At 66.9% G+C, this 20551-nt stretch carries 27 protein-coding genes; 13 read left to right on the forward strand and 14 right to left on the reverse strand.

Annotated elements, in window-relative coordinates:
- Positions 1-23: 23 nt before the first annotated feature.
- Positions 24-368 (forward strand): aminopeptidase, encoded by a 345-nt coding sequence (locus OG976_RS00575; protein WP_328356436.1) that lies wholly within the window; start codon positions 24-26, stop codon positions 366-368.
- On the opposite strand, the gene OG976_RS00580 is transcribed toward OG976_RS00575, so the two are convergent.
- The gene (locus OG976_RS00580; protein WP_328356439.1) at positions 365-613 is read right to left on the reverse strand and encodes a hypothetical protein; all 249 of its coding nucleotides are present in this window, start codon (positions 611-613) and stop codon (positions 365-367) included. The genes OG976_RS00575 and OG976_RS00580 overlap by 4 nt on opposite strands.
- Before the next feature lie 552 nt (positions 614-1165).
- On the opposite strand from OG976_RS00580, the gene OG976_RS00585 reads away from it, so the two are divergent.
- On the forward strand, positions 1166-2299 hold the full coding sequence (locus OG976_RS00585) for a nitronate monooxygenase (RefSeq protein WP_328356442.1): 1134 nt from the start codon (positions 1166-1168) through the stop codon (positions 2297-2299).
- 10 nt (positions 2300-2309) lie between these two features.
- Here the strand turns inward: OG976_RS00585 and OG976_RS00590 are convergent, their stop codons facing one another.
- On the reverse strand, positions 2310-2753 hold the full coding sequence (locus tag OG976_RS00590; protein ID WP_328356445.1) for a hypothetical protein: 444 nt from the start codon (positions 2751-2753) through the stop codon (positions 2310-2312).
- A gap of 295 nt (positions 2754-3048) precedes the next feature.
- Between OG976_RS00590 and OG976_RS00595 the strand changes: the two genes are divergently transcribed.
- The gene (locus tag OG976_RS00595; RefSeq protein WP_328356448.1) at positions 3049-3360 is read left to right on the forward strand and encodes an STAS domain-containing protein; all 312 of its coding nucleotides are present in this window, start codon (positions 3049-3051) and stop codon (positions 3358-3360) included.
- 9 nt (positions 3361-3369) lie between these two features.
- The gene (locus OG976_RS00600) at positions 3370-4182 is read left to right on the forward strand and encodes an ANTAR domain-containing protein (RefSeq protein WP_328356451.1); all 813 of its coding nucleotides are present in this window, start codon (positions 3370-3372) and stop codon (positions 4180-4182) included.
- On the opposite strand, the gene OG976_RS00605 is transcribed toward OG976_RS00600, so the two are convergent.
- On the reverse strand, positions 4168-4791 hold the full coding sequence (locus OG976_RS00605) for a hypothetical protein (protein WP_328356454.1): 624 nt from the start codon (positions 4789-4791) through the stop codon (positions 4168-4170). The two genes, OG976_RS00600 and OG976_RS00605, sit on opposite strands and share 15 nt — an antisense overlap.
- Positions 4792-4926: 135 nt before the next feature.
- Here OG976_RS00605 and OG976_RS00610 point away from each other — a divergent pair, with 135 nt between their 5' ends.
- Entirely contained in the window at positions 4927-5610 is a 684-nt protein-coding gene (locus OG976_RS00610) for a hypothetical protein (RefSeq protein WP_328356458.1), read from the forward strand.
- A gap of 3 nt (positions 5611-5613) precedes the next feature.
- On the opposite strand, the gene OG976_RS00615 is transcribed toward OG976_RS00610, so the two are convergent.
- Both OG976_RS00615 and OG976_RS00620 read right to left on the reverse strand, forming a co-directional pair.
- Positions 5614-6318 (reverse strand): SDR family NAD(P)-dependent oxidoreductase, encoded by a 705-nt coding sequence (locus tag OG976_RS00615; protein WP_328356461.1) that lies wholly within the window; start codon positions 6316-6318, stop codon positions 5614-5616.
- 54 nt (positions 6319-6372) lie between these two features.
- Complete coding sequence (locus OG976_RS00620; protein WP_328356464.1) at positions 6373-6990, reverse strand: TetR/AcrR family transcriptional regulator; 618 nt, start codon at positions 6988-6990, stop codon at positions 6373-6375.
- A gap of 93 nt (positions 6991-7083) precedes the next feature.
- Here OG976_RS00620 and OG976_RS00625 point away from each other — a divergent pair, with 93 nt between their 5' ends.
- The 5 genes from OG976_RS00625 (at position 7084) to OG976_RS00645 (ending at position 11211) form a co-directional block, all read left to right on the forward strand.
- Positions 7084-8367 (forward strand): cytochrome P450, encoded by a 1284-nt coding sequence (locus tag OG976_RS00625; RefSeq protein WP_442930576.1) that lies wholly within the window; start codon positions 7084-7086, stop codon positions 8365-8367.
- Entirely contained in the window at positions 8364-8552 is a 189-nt protein-coding gene (locus tag OG976_RS00630; RefSeq protein ID WP_328356469.1) for a ferredoxin, read from the forward strand. The genes OG976_RS00625 and OG976_RS00630 overlap by 4 nt, the downstream gene beginning before the upstream one ends.
- A gap of 141 nt (positions 8553-8693) precedes the next feature.
- The gene (locus OG976_RS00635; RefSeq protein ID WP_328356472.1) at positions 8694-9974 is read left to right on the forward strand and encodes a cytochrome P450; all 1281 of its coding nucleotides are present in this window, start codon (positions 8694-8696) and stop codon (positions 9972-9974) included.
- The gene (locus tag OG976_RS00640; protein WP_328356475.1) at positions 9971-10513 is read left to right on the forward strand and encodes a YceI family protein; all 543 of its coding nucleotides are present in this window, start codon (positions 9971-9973) and stop codon (positions 10511-10513) included. The genes OG976_RS00635 and OG976_RS00640 overlap by 4 nt, the downstream gene beginning before the upstream one ends.
- Positions 10514-10563: 50 nt before the next feature.
- Positions 10564-11211, forward strand: a complete 648-nt coding sequence (locus OG976_RS00645; protein ID WP_328356478.1) for a sterol desaturase family protein — start codon at positions 10564-10566, stop codon at positions 11209-11211.
- Here OG976_RS00645 and OG976_RS00650 read toward each other — a convergent pair.
- Positions 11208-11963, reverse strand: a complete 756-nt coding sequence (locus OG976_RS00650; RefSeq protein ID WP_328356481.1) for a L,D-transpeptidase — start codon at positions 11961-11963, stop codon at positions 11208-11210. The two genes, OG976_RS00645 and OG976_RS00650, sit on opposite strands and share 4 nt — an antisense overlap.
- Positions 11964-12112: 149 nt before the next feature.
- Positions 12113-13291, reverse strand: a complete 1179-nt coding sequence (locus OG976_RS00655; protein ID WP_328356484.1) for a DUF7159 family protein — start codon at positions 13289-13291, stop codon at positions 12113-12115.
- Positions 13292-13494: 203 nt separating this feature from the next.
- On the opposite strand from OG976_RS00655, the gene OG976_RS00660 reads away from it, so the two are divergent.
- Complete coding sequence (locus OG976_RS00660) at positions 13495-13860, forward strand: carboxymuconolactone decarboxylase family protein (RefSeq protein ID WP_328356487.1); 366 nt, start codon at positions 13495-13497, stop codon at positions 13858-13860.
- Positions 13861-13865: 5 nt separating this feature from the next.
- On the opposite strand, the gene fdxA is transcribed toward OG976_RS00660, so the two are convergent.
- The 5 genes from fdxA to OG976_RS00685 all read right to left on the reverse strand — a co-directional run bounded on the left by fdxA (position 13866) and on the right by OG976_RS00685 (position 16911).
- Positions 13866-14225 carry a ferredoxin gene (fdxA, locus tag OG976_RS00665; RefSeq protein ID WP_328356490.1) on the reverse strand — a complete coding sequence of 120 codons (360 nt, stop codon included), beginning with the start codon at positions 14223-14225 and terminating at the stop codon, positions 13866-13868.
- Positions 14226-14338: 113 nt separating this feature from the next.
- Entirely contained in the window at positions 14339-14908 is a 570-nt protein-coding gene (locus OG976_RS00670) for a hypothetical protein (protein ID WP_328356493.1), read from the reverse strand.
- Positions 14908-15444: a hypothetical protein gene (locus OG976_RS00675; protein WP_328356496.1), complete on the reverse strand. Its 537-nt coding sequence runs from the start codon at positions 15442-15444 to the stop codon at positions 14908-14910. Before OG976_RS00675 ends, OG976_RS00670 begins: the two co-directional genes overlap by 1 nt.
- A 188-nt stretch (positions 15445-15632) precedes the next feature.
- Entirely contained in the window at positions 15633-16487 is an 855-nt protein-coding gene (locus OG976_RS00680) for a cyclopropane mycolic acid synthase family methyltransferase (protein ID WP_328356499.1), read from the reverse strand.
- 166 nt (positions 16488-16653) lie between these two features.
- Positions 16654-16911, reverse strand: coding sequence for a hypothetical protein (locus OG976_RS00685; protein WP_328356502.1), 258 nt, complete (start codon positions 16909-16911; stop codon positions 16654-16656).
- A gap of 152 nt (positions 16912-17063) precedes the next feature.
- Here OG976_RS00685 and OG976_RS00690 point away from each other — a divergent pair, with 152 nt between their 5' ends.
- Positions 17064-18137, forward strand: coding sequence for a S1C family serine protease (locus OG976_RS00690; protein WP_328356505.1), 1074 nt, complete (start codon positions 17064-17066; stop codon positions 18135-18137).
- Between the two features lie 6 nt (positions 18138-18143).
- Here OG976_RS00690 and OG976_RS00695 read toward each other — a convergent pair whose 3' ends face one another.
- Complete coding sequence (locus tag OG976_RS00695) at positions 18144-18914, reverse strand: methyltransferase domain-containing protein (protein ID WP_328356508.1); 771 nt, start codon at positions 18912-18914, stop codon at positions 18144-18146.
- A 56-nt stretch (positions 18915-18970) separates the two neighbouring features.
- Between OG976_RS00695 and OG976_RS00700 the strand changes: the two genes are divergently transcribed.
- Entirely contained in the window at positions 18971-19531 is a 561-nt protein-coding gene (locus OG976_RS00700) for a chorismate mutase (RefSeq protein ID WP_328356511.1), read from the forward strand.
- On the opposite strand, the gene OG976_RS00705 is transcribed toward OG976_RS00700, so the two are convergent.
- Complete coding sequence (locus OG976_RS00705) at positions 19528-20538, reverse strand: DUF4331 family protein (protein ID WP_328356514.1); 1011 nt, start codon at positions 20536-20538, stop codon at positions 19528-19530. The two genes, OG976_RS00700 and OG976_RS00705, sit on opposite strands and share 4 nt — an antisense overlap.
- Positions 20539-20551: the final 13 nt, after the last annotated feature.

Genomic DNA, 20551 nt, shown 5'->3' on the forward strand with positions numbered 1-20551 from the left:
GAACATCCCGAGGAGAGACAGACGTGACGGTGAAGCGGTTGGTCCTAGTGGTTGGTGCGGTGCTTTTCGCGGTCGGTGTCATCGCGCTGCTGGTGCCGGTGTCCACCACGGACGGTAACGGCGGCAGCATCGGCTGTGGCAACGCGATTTCGGCGGATCTGTCCGCGGCCCGGGAAGCCAACAGCAAGACGGTGGCTAACGTCCCGATCCTCAACCAGGTTGTCCCGCACGCCGATTACGTGGCGCAATGCCAGTCGGAGGTGTCGTCGCGGCGCGCCTGGTCGATCCCGGTCACCGTGGTCGGCCTCCTGGTGGGCGCCGGCGCATTGCTGGTCGGCGGCCGAACCGGCGTGGGTTCGCGGACTTAGGGTCGGTACCCCGGGATCAGCACGGTGCCGGGGTAGTTCACGTAGTACGAGATACAGATCGGCACGTGCCGGCAGGCGATGATCGCCCCGGCGTCGGGCGCGGATCCGATGACGCGGGTGGGCCGCTTGGGCAGATTGCAGTTCACGACGTACGGGTTGAGCGGGACGACTCCGTTGACGCAGTCCGGCGGTCCGGCGCTGGCGACCGCCTCCGGCGGCGTGAGCGTCTCGGTAGCAGCGGGCACCAGGGGCACGCTGAGAGCGGCGGCGGCTAAGGCGGCTGTCACGATGCGGCGGGCTCTCGGTTGAAGAACCATGATGGGCCCCATTCGTTGATCCGTGCTCTGCGGCGAGCACACTGTCGACGGTACTCCTGCACGCGCCGCAGTTAAGTGACACAGGGATGACGTCCGCATCGTGTTCACGTGAAGGCCGCCATGACTCTGAGCACCGGACTGTCGTTCGCATGCAGTGGCTCGACACCCAGGCCGGCTGGCCCTCGAGACGTGCTGAGCAACTTCAGGATTCGGTGCTGGCGTCGATCTCGGCCACTACCGGCGGGTGACCACCACCTCGCGGCTCATGGCGCGCCTGATCTGCTGTCGTCATCGTGGTGCTGATCCGGTGGCTGGTCGCCGAGGTGGTTTCCGGCGGCGCGCCCGGGCGCTTTGGCTGATCGACCTGGGCCGATAGGCATTCGTGAGGTCGATGCGGGTAACACCTGGACTTGACGGGGTACGGGGGTACTAAACTAGAACACGTTCCAGTCGATAACCGCCCGCTTTAAGGAGCCGGTCATGCACACTCCCCTTTGCGATGAGCTCGGTATCGAGTTCCCCATCTTCGCCTTCACCCACTGTCGTGACGTCGTGGTGGCCGTCAGCAAGGCCGGCGGCTTCGGCGTACTCGGTGCAGTCGGCTTCACGCCCGAAGAACTCGAGATCGAACTGAAGTGGATCGACGAGCACATCGGCGACCATCCCTACGGCGTCGACATCGTCATCCCCAACAAGTACGAAGGCATGAACGCCGACATGTCCGGCGACGAACTCGCCGAGATGCTCAAGAAGATGGTGCCCCAGCAGCATCTCGACTTCGCCAAGAAGCTGCTGTCCGATCACGGGGTCCCGACCTCCGACGCCGACTCCAACGCCCTGCAGCTGCTCGGCTGGACCGAGGCCACCGCCACCCCGCAGGTCGAGGTCGCGCTGCAACACCCCAAGGTGACCCTGATCGCCAACGCGCTGGGCACCCCGCCGGTTGACATGATCAAGCACATCCACGAATCCGGCCGCAAGGTCGCAGCGCTGTGCGGCTCCCCCGCGCAGGCGCGCAAGCACGCCGAGGCCGACGTCGACATCATCATCGCCCAGGGTGGCGAGGGTGGCGGGCACTGCGGTGAGGTCGGATCGATCGTGCTGTGGCCTCAGGTGGTCAAGGAGGTCGCACCCCGCCCGGTGCTCGCCGCCGGCGGCATCGGCAGCGGTCAGCAGATCGCCGCTGCGCTCGCGCTGGGCTGCCAGGGCGCATGGTCCGGCTCGCAGTGGCTGATGGTCGAGGAGGCGCACAACACTCCGGTGCAGCAGGCCGCCTACGTCAAGGCCACCAGCCGCGACACCGTGCGCAGCCGCTCGTTCACCGGCAAGCCCTGCCGGATGCTTAAGAACGACTGGACCGAGGCGTGGCAGACGGCGGGCAACCCCGAGCCGCTCGGAATGCCGTTGCAGTACATGGTTTCCGGGATGGCGGTCGCCGCGACCAACAAGTACCCCAACGAGACCGTCGATGTCGCGTTCAACCCGGTGGGTCAGGTCGTGGGCCAGTTCACCAAGGTCGACAAGACCGCGACGGTGATCGAGCGCTGGGTTCAGGAGTACCTGGAGTCGACCAGCCGGCTCGACGAGCTCAACGAGGCCGCGGCCGCCGTCTGACGGAAGCCGCTCAGCTGACTGGGTTGAACGAGCTTCCGTTGCCCCATTCGCCCGACGTCAGGTAGCCCGGCTGCCAGCCCTGTGCCCCCAGGCACAACATGGGCAGGCCGTCGGGCGACTGGGCGGCGGCCTGCGGGCCGGGGCACGGTGAGCCGACGGTCTGCACGCCGTAGAGCTTGTACGAGACGACCCACGCGCCGGCGTCGGCGGGAGAGCGGTCCATCCCGATCGTCGACTGGTTCGGAATCCAGTGGCAGGCCAACGGCTCGCCGCCGGGGCCGCGGCCGAAGATGAAGCGGTCGAAGCTGTAGCACGGGGCGTGCAGGTAGGCCTCGTAGTTGATGCCCGGCGGGTCACCGGCGAACGGGCCGTGGGGTTCGTCGGCTCCGGCGGACGGGGCCACACACAGTGCGGCGCCGGCGACAGCTGCTGCGGTAACGAGCTCGCGGAACATCAATCCACCCTCATCAATCGTGCGCTTTCGGGGCCCAGTGCCCCGCGGCCCTCCGCAGGTGAGCCTAGTGGTTGGGGCGCATTGACTACTGCTGAAACCGCAAAGGCGCCTTGATAGGCTGCGGCGATTGCATCGCCGGGGGAACAGGCTCACTCTGATTGCGTCCGGCGACGCGTGCCGGCGACCGCCGCCCGGCCCCGGGGGCCACGGATGACGAGGTATCGCCGCACCTGTCGAACTGCACGCAACGTCACAGCACGCGGTACCACCGTCGAGATGATCAGGAGTTGACCCGATGACAGAGGCCCAGTTCCGGGTCGGCGTGGCCGCCGATGGGACGACGCCTGTCGTGGCCGCCTCCGGCGACATCGATCTGGCCAACGTCCCGCAGTTTCAGGACGCGTTGACTCGGGCCGCCGAGGGTTCGGCGGTGCTGACCGTGGACCTGACGGCGGTCAACTACTGCGACAGTGCGGCGGTCCGCGCCTTGTTCAGCGTGGCCGCGGCCACCGACCTGACCATGATCGTGTCGTCCACCGGACCCATCATCACGCTCCTGGGAATCTCCGGGCTGGACCGAGTCGCCACCGTCGTCGCCAGGGAGTGATACTCAGCAATGCCTGTACCCAGCTTCCAGCCTCGCGACGATTCCCGTCCCGCTGAGCTTTTCGAGCGGATTCTGGAACGCATCCACCGCGACCTGCCCGAAGCCCTGGGCATGGCGATCACCGTCCACGACCGCCGTCTGGACGACGAGGTGGCAGTCGTCGCGGCATGGGGTGTCGGCCAGGAGATCGTGCAGGCGCAGCTGGCCGGCCTCGGTGGGCCCGTCGTGGATGCGTTCACCCACCAGGTCCCGGTGCTCAGTCTTGATCTGTTCTCCGACGACCGCTGGCCGGACCTGAACCTGCAGGCCGTGCTGGATCGCGCGCCCCAACACAGCGAGGTCTGGCGACGGGCCGCCGGCTCGGTGGCCGTTCCCGGCGTGTGGGAGGGCGACGGCACCGTGGTCCTGTCGTGCACATCGGACCGGCCCTCGACGGCAGCGACGGTGAACACACTGATCGGCTACGAACAGCTGGTGTCGGCAGCAATGCTCACCGTCGGCGCCCAGGACGGGACGGCAGTCGCCGACATGATGGCCGTGCTGCAATCCCGGGGCGCCATCGAACAGGCCAAAGGGGTCATCATGGGCGCGCTGGGATGTGACGCCGAAACGGCGTGGACGACCCTGCGCCGGGCAAGCCATGAATCCAACGTCAAGCTGCGGGTGCTGGCGGTGGCATTAATGGAGCTGATCAGTGGCTCGCCGGCCGAACAGCCCGCGGTCGGCGCACCGATCGTCCCCGACACCACGGCCCGCCAGGCTGCGCGCCTGTTGTGGGCGGTGCTGACCCACGCCCCCAAGCCGGGGTCATCGGGTCGCTGAGGCCGGCAGGTCGATTGTCGTGGTCACCGAGACGATCTGGGGATCCGGCGGTGCCGAGGAGAACCCGAAGCTCACCGCGGGCAGCAGCGGCGCCAGACCGCCGAGGTCGCGGCCCCCGAAGCTGCCGGTGGCGTTCACCACACGCCGGGACCGCCGCACCCCGTAGTACTCACGGCGGCCATTGCCGGCGCTGCCCGCGGTGCGCACGCCGGGCACGATCAGCCCGGCGACCGGGTTGATCGCGGCGAGCCAGCGAGGCTCGGTCGCCAGCCGGGCCGGCACCAGTCGCAGCAGCCTGTCGATCGGCGCAGCGCCGCCGAGCGTGACGACGAGCTGCAGGCCCGGTGCCCCGACCGTCAACTGCGCTGCGGTGAGGTCCGCGGTCACCTCGCCCAGCTCGATGCGGTCGAATTCGTAGGTCGAGGCGACGAAGTCGGCGATCTCGGCGCTGGGCGCCAGCAGGATTCGCTCATCGTCGGCGGTCTGGATCATCACGTCGGCGAAGGACCCGAACGGCGATACCGGCCACCGGCCGATGACCAGCCGCACCCCGGAGGCGGTGCCCAGCCCGGCGATGTGTCCGGTGAAGACGAAACGTTGCCCATTCACCAGATCGAGCGTAGCGATCGACGGGCAGTTCCGGCGCCGGGCAACTGACAAGCGAAACGCCGTCCGGCCAGCATCGAAATCCGCGGCGAAGGTGGTTCGCTTAGTGCACACACCCCTGCCGCCGGAGGAAGTCCCATGTCGGTCCACGACCCGCTCGATCAGGATGCGCCCACTGCGCACAGCGCAAAGGTGTGGGCGCTGACCGGTGCCGGCGCGGTCCTGGCTGCCGCCGGCCTGGTGATCGCAGTGACGGTGACGGCCGGCGCCCCCGACACGCTGCCTGCCGCCCAGGCGGCGCCCTCCACCACCGCGACAACGACCACCACGACCACAGCGCCCAGCACCACCGGAACCGCCACGACGACCACCACCGGGACGGCGACCTACAAGGCCGACAGCAAGGGGTATGTGAATACCAAGGCGCGCTGCGACGAACGCCAAACCCTGATGGCCTACGGTCGCACCGAGCGGTCGCTCGCGGTGATCTGTGTGAACCCCGACGCGACGTTGCAGTACCGCGGTGTGCGGCTGCGTGATGACGCCGCGATCCAGGTGTCGGCCAGCCGTGGGTCCGACGGCACGGTCGTGGCGAACAACGACGGCGTCACCTACTCCATCTCCCCCACGGTGTTCCTGGTCTCCGAGGGCGACAACGTGATCTACCGCGACTCGTGGCTCGAATTCCAGCAGCCGAGCTTCTCCGGTGAGAGCACCGCGACATCGGCGACGACGTCGGGCAGTGCGTCGCCCACCGTGAGCACCACGACCGTCACCGTCACCACCTCGGTCACGGCGACGACGCCGAAATCCGGTAACTGAAATCTAGGTGTTGCGCCCGCCGTTGACGCCGAGGATCTGCCCGGTGATGTAGCCGGCTTCCTCGGAGATGAAGAACGCGCACGCCGCGGCGATGTCCTCGGGCTTACCTATCCGGCGCACCGGTGTGGCGTTGATGTTGGCCTGGATGTCACCGAGATTGCCCCGTGCTTCGGCGTTGCGCAGCATCGGGGTGTCGATGAAGCCCGGCGGTACGGCGTTGACCGTGATGCCGGCCGGACCGTATTCCAGCGCAAGGCTTTTCGTCAGTCCGTTGACACCGGACTTGGCGGCCACGTACGCCGACATGTACGGGACGCCGGAGTGGGTGCTCGACGACGAGATGTTGACGATGCGTCCCCACCCGGCCTCGATCATGTCGGGCAACACGGCCTGGATGGTGTGGAACACCCCGTGCAGGTTGATGTCGATGATCCGCTGCCACTCTCCGAAGCTGATGTCGGTGAACCGGCGGAAGCTGTCCTTGCCCGCGGCGTTGACCAGGATCGTCACCGGCCCCAGTGCACCGCGGATCTCGGCCAGGGCCGCGTCGAGCTGGGCGCGGTCGGTGACATCGGCGACGTAGGAGAAGTCGCTCTCTGACGGGTTGAGGTCGACGACGGCCACGTTGTAGCCGTCGGCGCGTAACCGAGCGACGACCGCCGCGCCGATTCCCGAGCCGCCCCCAGTCACCACTGCTGTCCTGGACACGATTGTCTCCCTTCCGGCGACGGTGTCGCCGTGTGCACGAATTGTCTTGGTGGACTAGTGAGTTCGGCGCGGCGTGCGCAGGCCGAGCGTGCGTCTGCCGGATTCCACCAACTGCCGCTGCAGCCAGTCGCGGTCGCCGCCGCGTCGGGGGTCGGCTGAACCGGCGAGCCCGGCATAGGTGAAGCGGGCCCGCATCAGCCCTTCCGGGCCGGGGTCGAGATCGGCGAACAAAGCGAGTTGACGCGCGATCATGTCGGTCCAGGTCCGGTTGGACTTCACCACGCTGTGGACGCCGGGGTCGTTCGCCAGCACCGCAACCAACATCGGGTTGTCGACCGCAACCCGCGCGTATCCGGTGAGCATCCGCTCGGCCCTGGCGTGTGCTCCGCGGTGCTTCTCGGCGTCCTCGACGATGGTGGTGATGGCGGCGAAGATCGGTTCGAGCACGGCGGTCAGCAGTTGCTCGCGGGTCCGAAAGTGATGGTAGATAGCAGCTTTGGTGATGCCAAGCTCATCGGCGATCATCTGCAGCGATGTCCCCGCGAAGCTGTGGCGGATGAACAACGCGATCGCGGCGTCGATGAGCCGCTGCCGGGTGTCGGTCTGCGGACCGCTGGCGACAGCTGTGGCGACCATGGTCGACATCTCCCCGTGTGGCTTGCCGATCGGCAAGGCGGCTACTTTACGATCGGCTAGCAATCTACCATACGATCGGCTAGCATCGACCTAGCCGATCGTATGGGCGATCGCCCGGCACAAGGACAGTTGATGACTGACGTCGACAACCTGGACTTCTTCATGGACCGCGACGTGGTCGCCGACCCCTACCCCTATCTCGAAGCCCTGCAGGCGCGTTGCCCGGTGGCGCGCGAACCGCACCACGGGGTGTGGATGGTGACGGGCTGGGAGGAGGCCAGCGAGGTGGCCGGTGACGCCGACCGGTTCTCGTCGTGCATCTCGGTCACCGGTCCGTTCCCCGGCTTCCCGGTTCCGGTGGAGGGCCGCGACAACGTGGCCGAACTCATTGCGGCACATCGCGATGAGCTGCCGTTCAACGACCAGTTGCCCACGCTCGACCCGCCGGTGCACACCGACCACCGTGCGCTGCTGATGCGGCTGATCACACCCAAGCGCCTCAAAGAGAACGAAGACGCCATGTGGACCATGGTCGACCGGGCGCTCGACGATTATCTGACCGGCCCCGGTGCAGAGTTCATCTCCGGTTTCGGCCAGCCGTTCACCCTGATGGTGATCGCCGATCTGCTGGGTGTGCCCGATGCCGACCGTGACGAGTTCCTCGCCGAGATGCAACGAGGCGACCACCACGGTGGCGGTATCGGCAGCGTCAAGGGCGAGAGCCTGGCCCAGTCGCCGCTGGAGTACCTCTACGAGAAGTTCAGCGCCTACGTCGTCGACCGTCGCGCCAATCCCAGCGGCGACGTGCTGTCGGAGATGGCTGCCGCGACATTCCCGGACGGTTCGATCCCCGATCCCGGGGACGTCGCCAAGGTGGCGGCGAACCTGTACACCGCAGGCCAGGAGACCACGGTGCGCCTGCTGAGCGCCGCCCTGCAGATCCTGGGTGACCGGCCCGACGTGCAGCAGATGCTGCGGGCCGACCGATCCAAGGTCGGCAACTTCATCGAAGAGGCGCTGCGCTACGAGAGCCCGGTCAAGGGTGACTTCCGGATGTCCACGCAGGCGGTCAGCCTCGGCGGCGTTCAGATACCGGCCGGATCCACCCTCATGGTCGTCAACGGCGCGGCCAACCGTGACCCGCGCCGGTTCACCGAGCCGGACACCTTCGATGCCGCGCGTTCCAACGCCCGCCAGCACATCGCGTTCGGTCGTGGCATCCACACCTGCCCGGGCGCCCCGCTGGCCCGCGCCGAGACCCGGGTGGCCATCGAGCGCCTGCTCGACCGCACCACCGACATCCGAATCAGCGAGGGCCACCACGGGCCGGCCGGCGCCCGCACCTACCGGTACGTGCCGACCTACATCCTGCGTGGCCTCACCGAGTTGCACCTGGAGTTCGATCTGCCATGAAAGCCCACATCGATGACGACCGCTGCCGTGGCCACGGCGTGTGCACCACGGTCTGCCCGCAGGTGTTCGCCCTCAATGACGACGGGTACGCCGAGGTGATCCTCGATGAGGTACCCGACGACCTCGCCGACAGCGCTCGAGAGGCCGTCGCGGCCTGCCCGGAGAACGCCATCACCCTCGGCTAGGTGCGGTCGTCGAGGCGTCGCAGTGTGCCCATAGAACAGGTTTCAGTTGGCAGTTTGCGACAAGCCGCCACGGTGCTCCCGTCTGTGGTGTAGGCATGGATGTCGGGCACTAGAAGACGTCGTATGGAGGTGCGCATTTCAATGCCCCAGCCCGGTCCCAATTTCCCCCCTGGTTTCGACTTCACCGACCCCGATCTCAACAACGAGCGACTGCCCGTCGAGGAGCTCGCCGAACTGCGCCGGGTCGCCCCGATCTGGTGGAACGAGCAGCCCAGAAATGTCGGCGGTTTCGACGACGAGGGCTACTGGGTGGTCAGCAAGCACAAGGACGTCAAGGAGATCTCGCGGCGCAGTGACGTCTTCTCCAGTCTGGAGAACACCGCCCTGCCGCGTTACCCGGACAACTCGGCCGTCTCGCACAAGGACACCGGCCAGTTCATCCTGCTGAACATGGACGCGCCGCATCACACGCACCTGCGCCAGATCGTCTCCCGCGCGTTCACACCGCGGGCCGTCGAGACGCTGCGGGCGAATCTGGCCGAACGGGCCCAGGCGATAGCCAAGGCCGCCGCGGCGGAAGGTTCCGGCGACTTCGTCGAACAGGTCTCGTGCGAGCTGCCCCTGCAGGCCATCGCCGACCTGATGGGTGTCCCCCAGGACGAGCGCAAGAAACTGTTCGACTGGTCGAATCAGATGGTCGGCGAAGCGGATCCCGAGTTCGCCCGTAACGACCCGCAGGGCGCCGCCGGCGAGCTGATCATGTACGGCATGCAGATGGCCGCCGACCGGACGGCGAACCCGCGCGACGATCTGGTGACCAAGCTGGTGCAGGCCGACGTCGAAGGAGGCAAGCTCTCCGACGACGAGTTCGGCTTCTTCGTCATCCTGCTGGCGGTGGCCGGCAATGAGACCACCCGCAATTCGATCACCCACGGCATGACGGCCTTCACCGATTTCCCGGACCAGTGGGAGCTGTACAAGGCACAGCGCCCGAAGACCGCGGTCGACGAGATCGTCCGGTGGGCCACCCCGGTGACGTCATTCCAGCGCACCGCGCTGGTGGATACCGAACTCAGTGGGGTGCAGATCAAGAAGGGCCAGCGGGTGGTGATGTCCTACCGCTCGGCCAACTTCGACGAAGAGGTGTTCGAGGATCCCTTCGCCTTCAACATCCTTCGGGACCCCAACCCGCACGTCGGTTTCGGTGGCACGGGTGCCCACTACTGCATCGGTGCCAACCTGGCCAGGATGACCATCGATCTGATGTTCAACGCGATCGCCGACCACATGCCCAACCTGACAGCCCTGGCCAAACCTGAGCGGCTGCGGTCGGGCTGGCTCAACGGGATCAAGCACTGGCAGGTCGACTACACCGGTGGGAGCAAGAGCGGTGGCGCACAGGCCGATACAGTCGGGGTGTGAGCGACTCGTGGACACTGACCGCTGCTGACGGCGAGTTGCAGATACTGACTAATGTCGGCGGGCCTGCGGCGAAGATGGGCCACCGCCTGACCATCGCCATGGCGTCCTGGCAGGCGACGGTGGGCTGGCGTGCCGGCAAGCCGGTATCCGCGGACTTGGTGGTCGACGTCGACTCGTTGCAGGTGCTCAAGGGCGAGGGTGGTGTCACGCCGCTGTCCGGTCCGGAGAAGGTCGTGGTGCGCGCCAACGCGCTGAAATCCCTCGACGTCAAGAAGCACCCGCAGATCCGGTTCCACGCCGACGGCGTCGCCAAGACCAAAGGCGGCTACCGGATGACGGGTGAGGTGGAGATCCACGGAACCGCTCAGCCTCGGGTGGTCGACCTCGAGGTACGTGACGAGGGCGGCGTCTGGGTGATGACGGCGCAAGTCCCGGTGATCCAGTCCGAGTTCGGGGTGAAGCCGTATTCGTTGCTGATGGGCACGATGAAGGTCGCCGACGAGGTGACCGTGCGGTTCACGGCGCGCCACCCGAAATAGCAGTGGTCTGACCACTTGACCAATGCGACTCGGCAGGACATGCTTGGTTCATGCGCGGTATGACACTGGCCGATGCGGCGCGCGAATTCATGCGCCATCCCACGCCGTGGCTGCTCGGTGGCGCGGTGGTGGCCGCCGCTGTGGCCCGGGTCGCTGTCGGCGACTGGCAGCCCAGCGACGCACTCGTCCCGCTGGCGACCGCGGCGGTGTTCCCGTTCTTCGAGTGGATGATCCACGTCGTCGTCCTGCACTGGCGGCCACGCCGGGTTGGACGGCTCGTCGTCGACCCGGTGCTGGCCCGCAAACACCGTGAGCATCACGTCGCGCCCCGCGACGTCCCGCTGGTATTCATTCCGCTGCAGTCGCTGATCGGCGCGCTGGTCTCGGCCGTGCTCATCGCACTGCTGGCGTTCCCGAGAACAGCCATGGGGCTGACGTTCCTGGTGACAATCCTGGTGTTCGGCCTGCTCTACGAGTGGTGCCACTACCTGATCCACACCGACTACAAGCCGAAAAGTGTTGTCTACCGCGCGATCTGGCGTGACCACCGGCTGCATCACTTCAAGAACGAGCACTACTGGTTCGGCGTGACCACGCCAGGCACCGCCGACCGGGTGTTGCGCACCTACCCGGACCCGGCAACCGTGCCGACCTCACCGACGGCCAGAAACCTGCACGCCGGGGCCGACGGTCGCTAGGCGTTGATGACGACCGGGTCGCCGATGTTGACCTGGCTGAAGTACCACGAGGCGTTGTCCGGGCTGAGATTGATGCAGCCGTGGCTGACATTGGAATAGCCCTGCGATCCCACCGACCACGGCGCCGAGTGCACGTACACCCCACCCCAGGTGATGCGCACCGCGTCGGCGACGGTGAGCTTGTAGCCCTCCGGGTCGCTCAGCGGGATGCCGATGGTGCGGGAGTCCATGACCACCGAGGACTGCTTCTCGAGCACGGTGAACGAGCCGACGGGCGTCGGGTGCTTGGGCTTGCCCATCGAGGCGGGCATCTGCCGGACCACCTGACCGTCGACGCTGACGGTGAACGTGTGCGCCGAGATGTCGGCGACGCCCAGCACGGTGGCACCGGTGCCGAAGCTACGCGGGATGCCGCCCGCCATCATGGTGATCTGCGAATGGGCGGGCCAGAACTGGTCCGGCACCCATTGCACCACGTTGTCCTGCACCCAATCGAACCGGCCGGACAGGCTGGCCGGCGCGGTCACGGTGATCGAGTGTTCGGCCGCCGAACGGTCGATCACCGGCTTAGTGAACGTCACGATGATCGGGTGCGCCACGCCGACAGTCTGGCCGTTGGTCGGCTGGACCGAGGCCACGGTGGCGTCGCCGAATGACGGTGCGATCGAGGCGGTACTCGTGGGGGCGGAGACTGACATGGCCAACACCGCGATGCCTGCGGCGGCAAGTGCCCGTCGAATTGCTCTGACCATTAGCTCCCGTCCTCGTGGAGATCAGCAAAGTCACAGTCTAATTCCTGGCAGCTAGTCCGCCTGGGAATACGCGCGGCACGTGCCACAACGGTGAGATGCAGTCGCTGCAGATGTACCACGCTGGTCTATCAGCGAAACGACGTCCGCCGTTACCCGTTGCCGTCGCGCAGGCCGGACAGGCGCTCCAGAATGCGGGTGCGCAGCGAGGGCTTGGAGGTCGGCACCGGCGGCACCGTGGGCTGGAGGTCGGCAGGCGGCGGGGCCATCGCCTCGACCGGCTGGGCGGCCGGCGGAGCCTCCGTAGGAGCCTGGGCCGGAATGTCGGACACCGACTCCTCGGTCAGGGCAGCCTCGGGTGCGGGGTCGGGTGCGACCTCCGGGGCCGGCAGCTGGACCTGCTCGGGAGCGGGCGGCGCCAGTTGCGGCGGCGGCGCCAGGGGCGCGGTGACCGGGCGTACCGCGGGAGTTTCGGCGGAGGTGACGACCGGATGCGCGGCGCTCGCCGAGTCGCTCTCGGGCAACACCGCGAGGCCGACCGCAACCGAGGCCGACACCACAAAGGTCAGCACCCCGCCGACGACCATCGCCACCGGCGCGCTGTGCGACAGTGGGCGGCGGCGCTGCGGCCGCTCGGGCACGACGAAAAGCGGGTCGTCGAACAGGCCGATGCTGTTGACCGAGGCCAGGGCGGCACCGCGGGCCAGGGCAAGTTCGGCCTCGGCAGGGGCGAACACCGGGATGCCCAGGACCGCTTCGAGCTCCCTGGCGATCTGGTCGAGTTCTTCGCCGGAGCCCAGCACCACCAGACTGTCGGGCTGCCAGCCGTCACGGGCCAGCACGTCGGCCAGCCAGCCGATCAGATCCCGTTCGGTTTCCAGGTCATAGCTGACGACGCTGTCCGTGGTGTCGGCGATGGTGTCGACGACAAGCGCGACGACGGCGTCCGGCTCCACGACGCACACTGCCGTCACGCGGGATTCGATCACCTGGCCGATGCCGCGGGCGAAGGCTTCGGTGGCCTCGGGCAGGCGGATGGGCACGACATTGTGGAATCCGGAGTCGGCCAGCGAATCCAGGAACATCGATGCCTCGACGGCGGCGTCATCGCTCCACGTCACACCGATCGACTGCAGCTGCTGCCCACCGGCGATCGCCTGCGTCCGCAACAGCGCTTCGGCCACGAACTCCGAGGTCGTGACGGGGCTGTATCCACCGCGGCGTACCTCGAACGCGTCATGGTTCTTGGTCGCACCATCGGCTCCGTCGCCTTCGACCAGGACCAGCCCGACGGTGGTCGGCGTCATCGACAGACCCAGGACGGTGTCCAAGAAGCACTCCTCTCGGGGCCAGCTGCGATACTTCGCGGAGAGCGTCGGCAACGCCATGGGCGGCAACGCGGTTATGTCGACCTCCGTGGAGCCTACCCGCCGCTGCGTATACCGGCGAACGAGCGCAATCGGGCCACGGAAAGGGCTCGATCGGGTCACGGGAATGCGCAGTTCGAATACCTGTACGGGTATACAGTCGCACTATGGAACACGGCCACTACCACCAGGTCCTCGACGATCTCCGCCCTGCGCATCGTGCGCTTCGGCAGATGATCCCCGACGTCTATCGCGCATTCAACGAGATGAGCGGTGCGGCGATGGCCGCCGGGGCGTTGGAGCCCAAGGTCAAGGAACTGATGGCGATGGTCATCGGCGTGGTGCACGGTTGCGACGGCTGCATCGCCTCTCACACCAAGGCCGCGGTCCGTGCCGGTGCGAGCAAGGAAGAGGCCGCCGAGGCGATCGGTGTGGCGATCCTGATGCACGGCGGCCCGGCCACGGTGTACGGAGCGCGGGCCTTCGAGGCGTTCAGCGAGTTCGCCGACGCGGAATCACCGACGTCGACCTGAGGAGATCAGACCTGTGCGGCGGCGTGCTCGTTGTGCGGCAGTGCCGCGACCATCGGGGTGTCGATACCGATCGGGCCCACGTCGCTCGCGCTTCCGGGGCTTCCGATCGCGGCTTGACGGCCGGGCAGGATCTCATTGAAGAAGGCCGCGTTGTCGGCGAGGAACTTCATCTCCTCCTCCGGCAGGTCGGAGTCGAAGTAGATGGCATCGACCTCGCAGAGGATCTTGCAGGCGCCGCACTCGACGCATTCCTCGGGGTTGATGTACATGGTCCGGTCGCCCTCGTAGATGCAGTCGACGGGGCATTCCTGCATGCATGCCTTGTGCTTGACGTCCACGCACGCACTGGTGATCACGTAGGTCATGGCTGGCAGCGTATCTGTGACTCTGCGTAGCAGACACGGATAGAAGTCCCGGCACGCCGGGGACCAAAGTCCCCAATTCCCCGGGACGGAAGTTGTTTCGCCAGCTCAGCGCGTCAACGCCGCAGGGCGGTGGTGATATCCACCCAGCCGGTGGTGTCTAGCCGGTGGTCGGTGACATTGCGGCACTCCCCGTAAATCTGCATGGTGCCGCGGGTGGAGTTGTCGTCGTTGCGGTAGTAGAGGACGGCGACACCGTCCCTGGTGAAGGCGTGACCGCCGGGATGGCGGTTGGGGGGCAGTGCCTCGGCGAAACCCCTGGCGCGCATCGCGGCGGCGATGGAGCGGAAGAACTTCGGCGTCGCCATCACCCCGGGCACATCGAAGTTCAGGTAGATCGCGCCCTGATAGGGCGGGTCGTCCTGACTCTGGCACGACATCAGGATGTAGGTCCCCGAAACCCCCTTCAGTCCGCCCGCGGCGACAATGTCCCTGGCCGGCTCGAGCACCTGCGCCTTCGACTGTTCGTCGGTCATCGGATGCGCGACGGGTTCGACGGCGGCGCCGCGCGTCTCCCGAAACTCATGCAGCGCAAGGTAACTCACGCCTAGCACCAGCGACAGCGACAGCGCCGCCGCGATCAACGCGATGACGGGCCGGGAGCGAAGGGGACTCGCTGCTGGCATCAGTTCAACGGCGTGCAGCTGAACGGATGCTGGTCGAAGAAGTGCACCGCGGGCATGCCGTCGACATAGGTGTATTCCACGTCGGCACCCCACGTTGTTCCCGGGACCACCCACGGCGGAACACCCGCCGGGTAGGCGACGGTGATGTCGCCGTAGAACAGCACATTCTCGGGGCAGCCCGGCTTGCCGGCCGGCGCCGGATTCCAGGCGTGCACGACGATCGGGTTCACCAGGTGCGGACCCTGCGCGCAGTTCGGCTGGCACAGCACGGCGTCGTCGGTACCGGTCCCCCGCGCCCCGTCGGCACCCCACGACGTCCACGTCATGTTCTGCATGACATTGGTCGAATCACAGCCGTAGACCACCCGCTCGGGCTTCTCCTGGATCGGCTGACTCGGGTCGTAGCAGCTGGGCAACATGTATTGGGTGACGTCGGCGGTCGCGGGTGCCGTCGCGGCGAACGCGATCACCGGCACCGCCGCCACCATTGCCACTGCGCGGATCATGCGGACCACCTCGCCCTCCTCAGCCACCATGGCAACGCGCGCATGCTAACACCGGGGACCAACGGCCCTAGAGCTTCTGCCATTCGGCCCGGGACCGAGCGCACTCGCACGGCATAGCGTCAGGTCGAACACCGAGTCACGGCATACGAGGGGGATGTGCCGGCGACGTGTTCGGTGGTTCACCCGAGGTGGGGGGCCAAGGGCCTGCTGCGACCACATCAGCCCTTGGCCAGGGTGAACTGGCAGATATCGGTGTAGCCGTCGCGGAACAGCTCGGCGCAGCCGGTCAGGTACTTCATGTACCGGTCGTAGACCTCGCGGGACTGCAGCGCCACAGCCTCTTCCTCGTTGGCCTGCAGGGCCGCCGACCAGATATCCAGCGTCTTGGCGTAGTGCAGTCGCAGTGGGTGAACGCGGTTGACCGTGAATCCGGCCCTGGTCGCGTGCTCGTCGACCACCGAGACGCTGGGCAGCCGGCCGCCCGGGAAGATCTCGTCCACGATGAACTTGAAGAACTTCAGGTGGCGCATGGTGATGGGCAGTCCGCGTTCCTTGATCTCCTCAGAACTCGGCTGAACGATGGTGTGCAACAACATGATTCCGTCATCAGGAAGCAGGCTGTGGGCGCGGTTGAAGAACGCGTTGTAGCGGTCGGTACCGAAGTGCTCGAAAGCGCCGATCGACACGATGCGGTCGACGGGCTCGCGGAACTGCTCCCAGCCTTCGAGCAGGACCTGCTTGGATCGGGTGCTCTCGGAGTCGTCGAAGAGCTGCTGGACATGCAGGGCCTGGTTCTTGCTGAGCGTCAGGCCCACGACGTTGACGTCGTAGGTTTCCAGCGCGCGCATCATCGTCGCACCCCAGCCGCAGCCCACGTCGAGCAGCGTCATGCCGGGCTGTAATCCCAGCTTGCCCAGCGCGAGGTCTATTTTGGCGATCTGCGCCTCTTCGAGCGTCATGTCCTCGCGCTCGAAAAAGGCACAGCTGTAGGTCTGGGTCCTGTCCAGGAATAGCCGATAGAAATCATCGGAGAGGTCGTAATGGTGCTGCACGTCGTCGAAGTGCGGCTCCATATGGGTGATACTTGCGGGCGATTTCGACAATGGTCTGTCCTGTTCTTGCGACTCGTACCGACCTACCCCCGCGAGACCGGCCGCACTCCCCTCGTGTCGTACCGCAGGAAGTTTACGTGACTAGTTCGCGACTCCCCACCCGAGCAAAGCACTTGTCAGTGTCTTGTCAGCTTTGTCCGCGACCGTCGATGTTGTTGTCGCGACCGTAAATTGGATTTCCGTCGTCATCGAGCCAATCGTTGACCGCGGTGCCGGTGATCGTGCCGTTCGACCCCGGCAGCACCGCGGTCGGACGCTCGTCGTACGCCTTCGCCATCTCCTTGGCTTTGGCCTTGGCCTCGTCGTTCGGTTCGGTCTTATTGGCCGGGACGTCGAGGTCAGGGGTCGCGTCGGGCGCCTGTCCGGATCCTTCCGAGGTGCTCACAATTCGCATCCGTTCTGCCGCTCTGGGTGCGCCGCGAAATGGCGCTGTAGTGGATTGCCCGAAAGTGTGACCGACAAAACAATGGCAAAACGCCCAGCAACGATCCGGGCCGCTTGCTGCCACGGGCGTCGTTTTTCAGGCAGAGTTGAGACATGGACGCACAGCAGCCACTTCGTCGCGGTCGCCGTATCCCGGCAATGTTGGCCGCGCTTGTTCTGGCGCCAGGGTTGCTCGCGGCCCCGGCCCACGCCACACCGGTCCCGTTGCCGCCGGTCGCGCCGCAGGCGCCGCTGGACCAGTCGGCAGTAATGGGCCAGGTCACCCCTGGTCTGGTCGACATCAACACCACCTTGGACTACCAGGGGGCCGTCGGCGCGGGCACCGGCATCGTGCTCGACCCCTACGGCGAGGTGCTCACCAACAACCACGTCATCGAAGGCGCCACCGAGATCACCGCCACCAGTCTGGCCAACGGACGGACCTACCCGGTCGACGTCATCGGCTACGACCGGGCCAACGACATCGCACTGGTGCGGATGCGCGGTGCCGGCGACTTACCGGTCGCCACACTGGGCACCTCCTCCTCGGTGGCGGTCGGCGACCCGATCGCGGCGATCGGAAATGCCGGCGGCGCGGGCGGGGCACCGAGTTTCGCACCCGGAACGGTCACCGAAATCGGGGCCTCGGTACGCGCCTCCGACGAATCAGGCGGAGGCTCAAGACAACTCAACGACCTGATCCGGGTCGCGGCCGATGTACGCCCCGGCGACTCCGGCGGACCGTTGGTCAACAGCGCCGGGCAGGTGGTCGGCGTCAACGTCGCGGCCACGCTGACCTACCGGATGGGCGGGGTGCGCGGCGGCGAGGGCTTCGCGATTCCGATCGACCGGGCACTGGGCGTGGCCAACCAGATCCGCAGCGGCGCACCGGCACCGGGAATCCACCTCGGCGACACCGCCTTCATCGGTGTCGGCATCGCCGACGCCAACGACGGTTCGGGTGCCGTGGTCCGTCAGGTGCTTCCCGACACTCCGGCCCGCCGCGCGGGACTGATGAGTGGGGACGTGATCACGGCGGTGGACGGCATCCCCGTCAACTCGGCGTCGAACCTGTCCGACGTCATGGACTCGCGTCATCCCGGTGACACCGTGACGCTGAGTTGGGTGGATCGCACCGGCGCCCCGCGCAGTGCGCCGATCGTGCTGGCCAGCGGACCGGTCGGCTGAGCAGGCTCAGGTGTGTAGTTCGGCGCGCATCTGCATGAACCGGATCAGCCCGGGGCGTCCGGTCACCGGTTCGTAGGCGCTCACCAGGTCCTCGACGAATTCGGCGCGCTGCCCTTCGGGTAGCAGGTCGGTCCAGGCCGTGGTTCCCACCGCGCACCATGCGGTGAACGCCTCGCGGGAGCCGAAGTCCCACTCTCGGTCGCGGACGGTCAGCGCGGTGACGCGTAGCCCGCAGCCGTTGGCAAGATCGGCGAACACCGCCGGGTCGAGGTGCCGAAACGGTGCGCTGAAACCGGTGAAATACCCCGACCAGCGCGGGTGTTCGGCGACTGCCATAGCGGTGGATTCGATACTCGGGCGCTCCCCTGCGCACACCATCTGGAGCACGCTTCGGCCGCCTGGGCGCAGCACGGCGGCGATCCCGGCCAGCGCCTCGTCGAGCTGGGGAACCCAGTGCAGCGCATTGAACGACACGGCGAGGTCGAAGCAGCGCCCGAACGGCAGCCGGCGGGCGTCGGCGCGGACGAATCGGGGCCATGAGGATCCCGTCGGATGGACGCGGTGTGCGGTGGCGACCATCCGGGGTGAGGCGTCGATGCCGACGACGAAGCCGGTCGGCGCGGCAGCGGCGATCTCACGGGTGAGAAATCCGTCGCCGCAGCCGATGTCGAGGACCCATTCGCTGCCGTCGAGGACGAGTTCGGCCAGCGTCTCCGAGGCCACCGAGCGTTGCAGTGCACTGACGCGCTCGTAGTCCGCACCGCTCCAGTCCGTCACCGACACAGTTAACGCCATCGTCAGCGCCGGGGGCAATGGCGTGCAAGATGTATGCCATGACTCGTCGACTCCTCGCCGCCGCGACGGTACTGGCCGCGCTGGCCGCCGCCGCACCCGCCGCTGCCGACCCCGGCGAACCGCTGTACGACCTGGTCGACGCGGCGGCCCAACGGCTGCAGACCGCAGATCCGGTGGCGGCCTCGAAATGGCTGAGCGGCGGGCCGATCACCGACCCGTCCAGGGTCGCGCAGGTCCTCGCCCAGGTGTCGTCGGAGGCTGGAACCGGCGGCGTCCCAAAGGATTACGTCACCACGGTGTTCACTGACCAGATCAACGCCACCGAGGCCATCCAGTACAGCCGCTTCGCCGGCTGGAAGTTCGACCCCGCGACGGCCCCATCGGCCGCGCCGGACCTGTCGGCGTCGCGTACGGCGATCGACACCCTCAACCACCGCATGGTCGATCAGATCGCGCTGCAGTGGCCGGTCCTGCATTCACCGCAATGCGCCACCGATCTGGCCGACGCCAAATCCGTCGTCACCGCAGCGCGAGGCTTCGACGACCTCTACCGCGTCGCGCTCGACGTGGCGACCCGTTCGTACTGCCCCGCCGGCTAACCGGCGGGGTGCGGATTCCCCAGATACGGGAAGACGTCCAGGGTGTCGGTGTGCGGTGACAACCCGGTGGGCGGGCAGTCCCCCTTGGTGAGGAACGCCAACCGGTAGTCGATGACGTCGTCGGTGAACACCCGGCCGTTGGGGTACTTGGCGGGCTTGGACGGGTCGAAGGTCAGCATGTCCGGCAGCGTGCCCTCGGCGTCGATGGCCGCGATGGCCTCGTCGCGGGTGTAGTCGCCGGTGTGTCCCATCAGGTGGATGAACTGCTCGATCCAGCGTTCCCGGTCGTGCACCGGCACGCTGGCGTTGTACTCCTCTTTGGTGTCGTCGGTGTTGAAGAAGCTGCTCACCGACGGATGACCGGCCCGGTCGACATGGATCAGTTCGCCGTCGCGTTGCAGGCTGCACCGGCCCCAGATGCGGATGTCGGGGTCGGCCCCCAGCTCGGCGGTCGGCAGCTCGATCGCGATGGAGAACACGTTGGCCTCGGTGTTGGAGTCCACGCCGGTCCACGGCGAGGTCCCGCCCAGATGCGGTGAGGTGAAGTTGCGCCCGCCGGTGGTGTCGAACAGGTTCTTGATTCCGTCGAAGTCGAAGAAGAAAGCGTCGCTGCGCGCCCCGGCGAAGAAGGTGAAGCTGCCGGACTGCACCACATTGGGCTCGTGTCCGAAGGACACCTCGACGGCCTCGAAGATCTTCTCCCCCACGGCCAGTGGGGATTCCGCCTCGTCGCCGACGGCCAGGAACACGTCGACGGTCTGCGTGCCGTCTTCGGGCACCGAGAAGACGAAACTGAACGCGATGTCATTGCGCAGGTCGCCGTTGTTGTCGATCGCCAGGCGGTAGATCGCATCGGGGTGCAGGGCGTCGGCGTTGGGGTTGGCGTTGAGGATCAACACCGTGCGGCTCGGATCGGCCGGGGAGACAAAGGCATACAGGTCGCACAAGTCCAGGCGCTGGTCTCCCAACGGCGGACCCAGGCTCAGGCCGGTGAAATGATTGGACATCGCAACTCCTTGG

Source organism: Mycobacterium sp. NBC_00419 (assembly GCF_036023875.1).
Taxonomy (GTDB): Bacteria; Actinomycetota; Actinomycetes; order Mycobacteriales; family Mycobacteriaceae; genus Mycobacterium.